Origin of the sequence: Paraburkholderia sp. GAS334, assembly GCF_050436625.1 — a bacterium.
GTDB lineage: Bacteria > Pseudomonadota > Gammaproteobacteria > Burkholderiales > Burkholderiaceae > Paraburkholderia.
Map to the genome: position 1 here is coordinate 334675 of NZ_JBNDMO010000007.1, position 8837 is coordinate 343511.

Sequence of the window (8837 nt, forward strand, 5' to 3'; positions counted from 1 at the left end):
CTCCGGGATTTTCCGCGCGACGCAACCTGTTCGCCTGCAGCGAGTCGTACACATGGCATGACCGCAGGCTGATATCCCGCATCATCGGGCCGGAATACTTTCCAGCGTCCGACGGTGCTATCTTCGGTCATGGATGGCGATCTACGTGCGCGAGGCCGGCTACGGCACGACCCCATGCGTAACGCGCGCCCGGTCCGCAATGTCTTCTGGATTCGCCATGACAACGCACACCATCCGTTTCTTCTACCGTGGGTCCGTCCGTGAAGTGCGCGACGTGCCTGCGTCGCGCACCGTGCTTCAGCATCTGCGCGAGGATCTCCATTGCACAGGCACCAAGGAAGGCTGCGCGGAAGGCGACTGCGGCGCGTGCACGGTCGTCGTCGGCGAATGCGATGCGCAGGGCGCGCTGCAGCTGAAAGCGGTCAACGCGTGCATCCAGTTCCTGCCGACGCTCGATGGTCGCGCGCTGTTCACCGTCGAAGACCTGCGCGGCCCCGATGGTGCACTGCATCCCGTGCAGCAGGCAATGGTCGACTGCCACGGTTCTCAATGCGGCTTCTGCACGCCGGGTTTCGTGATGTCGATGTGGGCGCTCTACGAGAACCAGCCTGCCGCGGCCGGCCTGCCCACGCGCGATGAAATCAACACCGCCCTGTCAGGCAATCTGTGTCGCTGCACGGGTTATCGACCGATCGTCGAAGCCGCGCAGAAAATGTTCGACTATCAGCAGTACCCGCGCGTGCCGTTCGACCGCGCGACGGTCGCCGACGCGCTGCGCGCCATCCAGCGGGACGACACCTTCGAATACAGCGCGCCCGATGCACGCGGCGCTGATTTCGGCACGCCGACGTTCTACGCACCCGTCACCGTCGACGCGTTCGCCGCGTTGTGCGCGCAGCATCCGCATGCGCGCATTCTCGCGGGGAGCACGGATGTCGGCCTGTGGGTGACCAAGCAGTTTCGTGATCTCGGCGACGTGCTGTTCATCGGCAACGTGGCCGAACTGAAAACCATCGAACGCGATGCGCAGACGCAGACGATCGGCGCGGCGGCCTCGCTCGAAGACGCCTACGCCGCGCTCGCCGTCGACTATCCCGAACTCGCTGAACTCTGGACGCGCTTCGCGTCGCTGCCGATCCGCAACGCGGGCACGTTGGGCGGCAACGTCGCGAACGGCTCGCCGATCGGCGATTCGATGCCCGCGCTCATCACACTCGGCGCGGAAGTCGTGCTGCGTCAGGGCAAAAAAACGCGTGTGCTGCCGCTCGACGCGTTCTACCTCGGCTATCAGAAGAGCGCGCTGCAAACGGGCGAATTCGTCGTGGCGATCCGCGTGCCGCGTCCAGCGCGCGATCTGCGCTTTCGCACCTACAAGGTCTCGAAGCGTTACGATCAGGACATCTCGGCCGTGTGCGCAGCGTTCGCACTGAAGATCGGCGGCGACGGTACGATTACCGAAGCACGCGTCGCGTTCGGCGGCATGGCGGCGACGCCGCAGCGCGCCGCGCAGGCCGAAGCCGCGCTCACCGGCGCGCCCTGGGACGAAGCGACGGCCCGCCGCGCGATGGATGCCCTCACCGCCGACTACCAGCCGTTGACCGACATGCGCGCGTCGAGTGCCTACCGGTTGAAGGTCGCGCGCAATCTGCTGTGGCGCTTCTATCTGGAAACGCGCGACGCCGCGCCGCTCGCGTTGTCCGAAGTGAACGCCTTCGCATTCGAGGCGAGCGGAGCGCACGACGCAGCCACCACTGCAAGGGAGCCGTTGTGATGAACAGGCAAACCGATGCATTCATGACGCAAACTGCTGACGGAACGTCGCCGGCCGCGACCGCAATCGGCTCCGCGTTGCCGCACGAATCCGCCACGCTGCACGTGAGCGGCGAAGCCACCTACACCGACGATATCGCCGAACTGCAGGACACGCTGCACGCGGCGCTTGGGCTGTCGCGCCACGCGCATGCGCGCATCGTGTCGCTCGATCTCGACGCGGTGCGCAATGCGCCGGGTGTCATCGCGGTGCTGACGGCCGCCGATATCCCCGGCGAGAACAACTGCGGCCCCGTCCTGCACGACGATCCGATTCTCGCCGATGGCGAAGTGCTGTACCTCGGGCAGCCGGTTTTCGCCGTCATCGCCGAGAGCCATGAACTGGCGCGGCGCGCGGCGTCGCTTGCGAAAAGCGATGACGTGATCCGCTATGAGCCGCTCGAAGCCGTGCTCACGCCTGCCGAAGCGAAAGCGAGAAAGCAGTTCGTGCTGCCGCCAATGCATTTGAAGCGCGGCAGTCCCGATGAAAAGATCGCCGCCGCGCCTCATCGCATCGCGGGCACGTTCGAAGTCGGCGGGCAGGAGCAGTTCTATCTCGAAGGCCAGGTCGCGTATGCAGTGCCCAAGGAAATGGACGGCATGCTCGTGTACAGCTCGACGCAGCATCCGAGCGAGATGCAGCACGTGGTCGCCCACATGCTCAACTGGCCGACGCACAACGTCGTGTGCGAATGCCGGAGGATGGGCGGTGGTTTCGGCGGCAAGGAATCACAGTCGGCATTGTTCGCCTGCGTCGCGGCGCTCGCGGCACGCAAGCTGCAACGCGCGGTGAAACTGCGCGCCGATCGCGACGACGACTTCATGATCACAGGCAAACGTCACGACGCCATCTACGAATACGAAGCCGGCTTCGACGATACCGGCCGCATTCTCGGCGCGCGCGTGGAAATTGCGTTGCGCGCGGGATATTCGGCGGATCTTTCAGGCGCAGTGGCCACGCGCGCCGTGTGCCACTTCGACAACGCCTACTATCTGTCCGACGTCGATATCGTTGCGCTGTGCTGCCGGACGAACACACAGTCGAACACCGCGTTTCGCGGCTTCGGCGGCCCGCAGGGCGCGCTCGTGATGGAAGTGATGCTCGACAGCATCGCGCGTCAGCTGAAGTGCGATCCGGTCGATGTACGGGTCGCGAACTACTACGGCGTTGGTGAACGCGACGTCACGCCGTATGGACAGCGCGTCGAGGACAACATCATCGCGCCGCTCACCGACGAGCTGCTCGCGACGAGCGACTATCGCGCGCGTCGCGACGCACTGGCCGCGTTCAACGCGACAAGCCCGGTGCTCAAGCGCGGCATCGCGATGACGCCGCTCAAGTTCGGCATCTCGTTCAACGTGCCGTTCCTGAATCAGGCCGGCGCGCTGGTGCACGTCTACAAGGACGGCTCGATCCTCGTCAATCACGGCGGCACCGAGATGGGCCAGGGGCTCAACACGAAGGTCGCGCAGGTCGTCGCGAACGAACTCGGCGTTGCCTTGTCGCGCGTGCGTTCGACGGCCACCGATACATCGAAAGTGGCGAACACGTCGGCGACAGCGGCCTCGACCGGCAGCGATCTGAATGGCAAGGCCGCCGAAGCCGCGGCGCGCACGATTCGCAACCGGCTCGCTGCGATCGCCGCGCAGCAACTGGACGGCGCAGTCGAAGACGTCACGTTTGCGGACGGCATGGTGAGCGTCAACGGTGCGTCGATGCCGTTCGAGCAGCTCGTCAACGCCGCGTATCTGGCGCGCGTGCAGTTGTGGTCCGACGGCTTCTACACAACGCCGAAAGTCCACTGGGACGCGAAAACGCTCACCGGCCATCCGTTCTACTATTTCGCGTATGGCGCGGCCGTGTCGGAAGTTGTCGTCGATACACTGACGGGCGAATGGAAGCTCGTGCGCGCGGATGTGCTGCACGACGTCGGTCAGTCGATCAATCCGGCGATCGATATCGGGCAGGTCGAAGGCGGCTTCATCCAGGGCATGGGCTGGTTGACGACCGAAGAACTCTGGTGGAACCGCGATGGCCGTCTGATGACGCATGCGCCTTCGACGTACAAGATTCCCGCGGTCAACGATACGCCTGCGGCATTCAATGTGAAGCTGTATCAAAACGAAAACGCCGAGCCGACGGTGTTCCGCTCGAAGGCGGTCGGCGAACCACCTTTGCTGCTGCCGTTTTCGGTGCTGCTCGCGTTGCGCGATGCGATTGCTGCCGTCGCGCCGGATGCGGACATCGCGCCGCCATTGCGTGCGCCCGCGACGCCCGAGGCGATCCTCGACGCGCTCGACGCCATGCGGTTGCAGGCGCCGTCGCAGGCCCAGCCGGCGACGGCGACTGCAACCGCCGATTCGACAGCCTGACACTTTTGTTGCTTCCGTCGCGCACATCAAGCGCGACGGCTGCGACGATTGCGACGATCAAACCCGGCCACACGGCGATCCCGTGCGGCCCTGTATGGAGAAATACGGATGCAAACCTGGCTGCCCGATCTGCAACAGCTGCTCGTTCACGGCGACGCCGTCGTGCTCGTGACGGTCGCGCGCGCCGAGGGTTCTGCGCCGCGCGATGCCGGCACCAAGATGATCGTCACACGCGATTCGGCGAAGCATACGATCGGCGGTGGACATCTCGAGTGGAAAGCCATCGAGACCGCGCGTCAGGTGCTGAAGGACGGCATGCGTACGCCGCATCTGCGTCGTCTTGAACGCTTCGCGCTGGGTCCCAGCCTTGGACAATGCTGCGGCGGCGCTGTCGTGCTCGCGTTCGAGCGGCTCGACGTCGGCGATCTTGGCTGGGTGACGTCGCTGGCGAAGCGCAATGCAGCCGGTCTTTCGACGGTCCGTAGCGTATCATTCGGCCCCGCTCCGGATGCGGTCATGCTGTCGGACCCGGAACCGGGCGTCGAAGGCACCGACTGTCTGCTGTGGGACGGCGCCGGCTTCGACGAGAGCGGCGCGCTGCTCACCGAGACAATCGCGCCGCGCGACTTCGCCGTCGTGCTGTTCGGCGCGGGACACGTAGGCGCAGCGCTCGTGCGCGTGCTTGCGACATTGCCGTGTCACGTGCTCTGGGTCGACGAACGCGACGCGCAGTTTCCTCCGCCCGATACGATCAACGCGCCGAACCTGACGATCGACGCGAACGATGCGCCTGACGAAGCCGTCGACCGCGCCGCGCCGAACACGTACTTCATCGTGATGACGCACGACCATCGCGTCGACCTGGCGCTGGCCGAGCGCATCTTGCTTCGCGGCGACTTTGCGTTCTTCGGCATGATCGGCTCGCATTCGAAGCGCAAGCAGTTCGAGCACCGGCTTGCCGCGCGCGGCATCGATCCATCGCAGATCGCGCGGATGAAATGCCCGCTTGGCGTGGACGGCATCGTCGACAAATCGCCGGAAATCATCGCGATCTCGACGGCGGCGCAGCTGCTGCAGGCCGTCGAAGCGCATGCCAGTACGACGCAGCCGGCTTGAATACTTCAGGACCGAATCAGCAACATCTGGAGCGAAGCACGTTCCATCGATAAAACCAGCGAAATACAGAACATGAACACACCCCACGCTCTCACCACTAAAGCTGCTGGCGCACCTAAAGCCGAACTGCACATTCACATCGAAGGCTCGCTCGAACCCGAACTGATTTTTGCGCTGGCTGAACGCAATGGCGTGAAGCTCGCGTATGAGTCGATCGACGCACTGCGCGCCGCCTATGCGTTCACCGATCTGCAATCGTTCCTCGACATCTACTACGCCGGTGCGAGCGTGCTGCTCAAGGAGCAGGACTTCTACGACATGACGATGGCGTATGCCGAACGGGCGCTCGCGGACAACGTCATCCATACGGAAATCTTCTTCGATCCGCAGACGCACACCGAGCGCGGCGTTCCGATTGCAACGGCCGTGGCGGGCATCGAACGCGCGCTCGCCGACGCGGAAAAGCGCGGCCTGACCAGCAAGCTGATCCTGTGCTTCCTGCGCCATCTCTCCGAAGAAGATGCGCTCGCAACCTTCGACGAAGCCCTGCCGCTTTTCGATCAATACAGTCATCGGCTGATTGGTGTCGGACTGGATTCGTCGGAACGTGGCCATCCGCCGTCGAAATTCGAGCGCGTGTTTGCGAAGGCGCGCGACAAGGGACTGAAACTCGTCGCGCACGCGGGTGAGGAAGGTCCGCCGTCATACATCTATGAAGCGCTCGATCTGCTGAAGGTGGATCGCGTCGATCACGGCGTGCGCAGCATCGAAGATCCGGCGCTGGTGACCCGTCTTGCCGACACGCGCGTCGCCTTGACCGTGTGCCCGCTGTCGAACCTGAAGCTGTGTGTGTTCGACGATCTGACGAAACACACACTGAAGGCCCTGCTCGATCGCGGCGTGGCGGTCACGGTGAACTCGGATGATCCGGCTTATTTTGGCGGCTACGTCAACGAAAACTACGTGGCAACCATCGAGGCATTGAAGCTCAACGATGCCGATGTCTACACGATTCTGCGCAACAGCTTCGAAGCGTCGTTCGTGACGCCTGCGGAGCGCGACGCGATGATCGCAAAGCTCGACGCGCACTGGAACGCTTAAGGCGCTTCGACTTCGACAGCCCGATAAGAAAGCTGGCATTCAAGCCAGCGATGAGACTTTAGATTCCCTATGACGGAGACGGCTTTTCCCATGACTCAAACGGCTTACCGCGCACAACTGCTGACCTTCAATGGCGATCCCGCGCAATCGTCCAACGCGGCCGTCTTCAACGAAGACGGTCTTCTGATCGTCGAGGACGGTCGGGTGGTGGCGAGCGGCGCGTATGCGGCGCTATCGAAGCAGCTCGCGCCGGGCACGCAGGTCACCGGGATGCGCGACAAGCTGATCGTGCCGGGTTTCATCGACACGCACATTCACTATCCGCAGACGGACATGATCGCGTCGCCGGCGCCGGGTCTTTTGCCGTGGCTGGACACGTACACGTTTCCGACCGAGCGCCGCTTCGAGGATCCGGCATACGCACGCGATACCGCGCGCTTTTTCGTCGACGAGCTGCTTTCATGCGGCACGACGACGGCGCTCGTCTACTGCACGGTGCACAAGGAATCGGCGGATGCCCTCTTTGCCGAAAGCGAAGCGCGCAATCTGCGGATGGTGGCGGGCAAGGTATTGATGGATCGTAACTGTCCGGAGTTTTTGCGTGATACGGCGCAATCCGGTTATGACGACAGCGCGGAGCTGATCGGCCGCTGGCACAACCGCGGACGGCAGATGTATGCGTTGACACCGCGCTTTGCGCCGACGTCGACCGAAGCGCAACTCGAAGCATGCGGCGTGCTTGCACGTGAGCATCAGGACGTGTTTATCCAGAGCCACGTCGCGGAGAATACCGACGAGGTGAAATGGGTGGCCGATCTGTTCCCGGGTCATCGCAGCTATCTGGACATCTACGATCATTACGGGCTGCTGCGTCGTCGCGCGGTGTATGGGCACTGCATTTATCTTGACGAAGAAGATCGTCGACGGATGGCTGAGACGGGCGCGGTGGCGTCGCATTGTCCGACGTCGAATCTGTTTCTCGGCAGCGGGCTGTTCGATTTCGACAAGGCGGCTGAAGCGGGCATGCCGGTGGCGCTGGCGACCGATGTCGGTGGCGGCACTTCATTCTCGATGCTGCAGACGATGAACGAGGCGCACAAGGTTGCGCGCTTGAACGGGCATCATTTGACCGCTACGCGGATGTTCTGGCTGGCGACCGCTGGCGCGGCTGAGGCGCTTGATCTTGGCGATAAGGTTGGGACGCTGGCTGTCGGGTCTGAGGCGGATTTTGTTGTGCTTGATCCGGCGGGGACGCCGTTGCTGGCGCGGCGGAACGCGCGGTGTGAGACGCTTGAGGAGTTGTTGTTCTCGTTTGCCCTGCTGGGCGACGATCGGGCTGTGTTTGAGACTTATTCGGCTGGGCGGCGGGTGCATCAGAGGGGGGTTCAGCGCGCTCAGGGCGCTCCTTGCGTCGCTGCTTAAGGTTTTTTTGTTGGCCTTTCCTTGTGTTCATGTCGGTCTATTAGCGTTGCCCCTGTGTGGGGCGGCATTTTCTTTGCCCCCAAGGGGACTTCCTTCGGGGCGTCCTTGCCGACTGGCGCTTCTTCCTGCCCGTTTTGAGCCTTTTGTTGGCCTTTCCTTGTAATCATGTCGGTCTATTTGCGTCGCCCCTGTGCGGGGCGGCACCTACTTTTCTTTGTCCCCCAAGGGGACTTCCTTCGGGGCGTCCTTGCCAAAGAAAAGTAGGCAAAAGAAAGGCGCCGAAAACTCTGCCGTTCCGGGCTGTGTGACACACGGGGAACGGCACCCCATGAAGTGTCTCCCTCGCATTTCACACGGCATGGGTCCGCGCACGATCTGGTCTCGCGGCGCGAGTCTCGCCCGTGACAAGGCAGTCATCCACCCCACTCCGCACTACGTGCGTCGCGGATCGGTCCGCCCCCCGCGGTTTGCGCACGTTTGAATAACGATTGAGCCTGTTCGCATTAGTCCAGCAGTGGCTGCACAGTCCGTCGCCGAAACTCAGCGAGCCCGCGCCAATAACCCCAATCCCCACATCAACAAGCAAGTTACTACGCCGGCCTCAACCAGACACGCGAATATCCCGGCGCGACGACGGGAGCGGGAGCGGGAGCGGGAGCGGGAAGGTTATGCCTCACGGCGACGCACGAAGTGCGGAGTCGGATGAATGAGCCCTGTGTCACGGGCGGCACTGTGCGGGGGATCAGATCGTGCGCGGACCCATAGCCGGTGAAGTGCGAGGGCGACACTTCATGGGGTGCCATTCCCCGGTGATGACGCACCAGGAAGCGAAGAGTTTTCGGCGCCTTTCTTTTGCCTACTTTTCTTTGACAAGGACAAAGAAAAGTAGGTGCCGCCCCGCACAGGGGCGACGCAAATAGAGGGAGTGTCTGAATTTTTGTGTGCAAGGCAGATAGAGACCTGCCGTCTGGCAGGACGTCAATTGCATTCTACAAATGATTCCTGGTGAAGCGATC

At 63.0% G+C, this 8837-nt stretch carries 5 protein-coding genes; all 5 read left to right on the forward strand.

The window, feature by feature from the left end; all coding sequences use genetic code 11:
- The first annotated feature begins 217 nt into the window (after positions 1–217).
- The 5 genes from xdhA (at position 218) to guaD (ending at position 7821) form a co-directional block, all read left to right on the forward strand.
- The gene (xdhA, locus tag P3T21_RS16205; RefSeq protein WP_429256926.1) at positions 218–1771 is read left to right on the forward strand and encodes a xanthine dehydrogenase small subunit; all 1554 of its coding nucleotides are present in this window, start codon (positions 218–220) and stop codon (positions 1769–1771) included.
- On the forward strand, positions 1771–4182 hold the full coding sequence (gene xdhB, locus P3T21_RS16210) for a xanthine dehydrogenase molybdopterin binding subunit (protein WP_429256927.1): 2412 nt from the start codon (positions 1771–1773) through the stop codon (positions 4180–4182). Before xdhA ends, xdhB begins: the two co-directional genes overlap by 1 nt.
- A 108-nt stretch (positions 4183–4290) precedes the next feature.
- Positions 4291–5298, forward strand: coding sequence for a xanthine dehydrogenase accessory protein XdhC (gene xdhC, locus P3T21_RS16215; RefSeq protein WP_429256928.1), 1008 nt, complete (start codon positions 4291–4293; stop codon positions 5296–5298).
- Between the two features lie 72 nt (positions 5299–5370).
- Positions 5371–6399 (forward strand): adenosine deaminase, encoded by a 1029-nt coding sequence (locus P3T21_RS16220; RefSeq protein WP_429256929.1) that lies wholly within the window; start codon positions 5371–5373, stop codon positions 6397–6399.
- 90 nt (positions 6400–6489) lie between these two features.
- Positions 6490–7821, forward strand: coding sequence for a guanine deaminase (gene guaD, locus P3T21_RS16225; protein ID WP_429256930.1), 1332 nt, complete (start codon positions 6490–6492; stop codon positions 7819–7821).
- Positions 7822–8837: the final 1016 nt, after the last annotated feature.

Excerpts from the sequence above, each read along its gene's own strand:
- guaD (WP_429256930.1), top strand. The coding sequence starts at position 6,490 with ATGACTCAAACGGCTTACCGCGCACAACTGCTGACCTTCAATGGCGAT.
- xdhA (WP_429256926.1), top strand. The coding sequence starts at position 218 with ATGACAACGCACACCATCCGTTTCTTCTACCGTGGGTCCGTCCGTGAA.
- xdhC (WP_429256928.1), top strand. The coding sequence starts at position 4,291 with ATGCAAACCTGGCTGCCCGATCTGCAACAGCTGCTCGTTCACGGCGAC.
- P3T21_RS16220 (WP_429256929.1), top strand. The coding sequence starts at position 5,371 with ATGAACACACCCCACGCTCTCACCACTAAAGCTGCTGGCGCACCTAAA.
- xdhB (WP_429256927.1), top strand. The coding sequence starts at position 1,771 with ATGAACAGGCAAACCGATGCATTCATGACGCAAACTGCTGACGGAACG.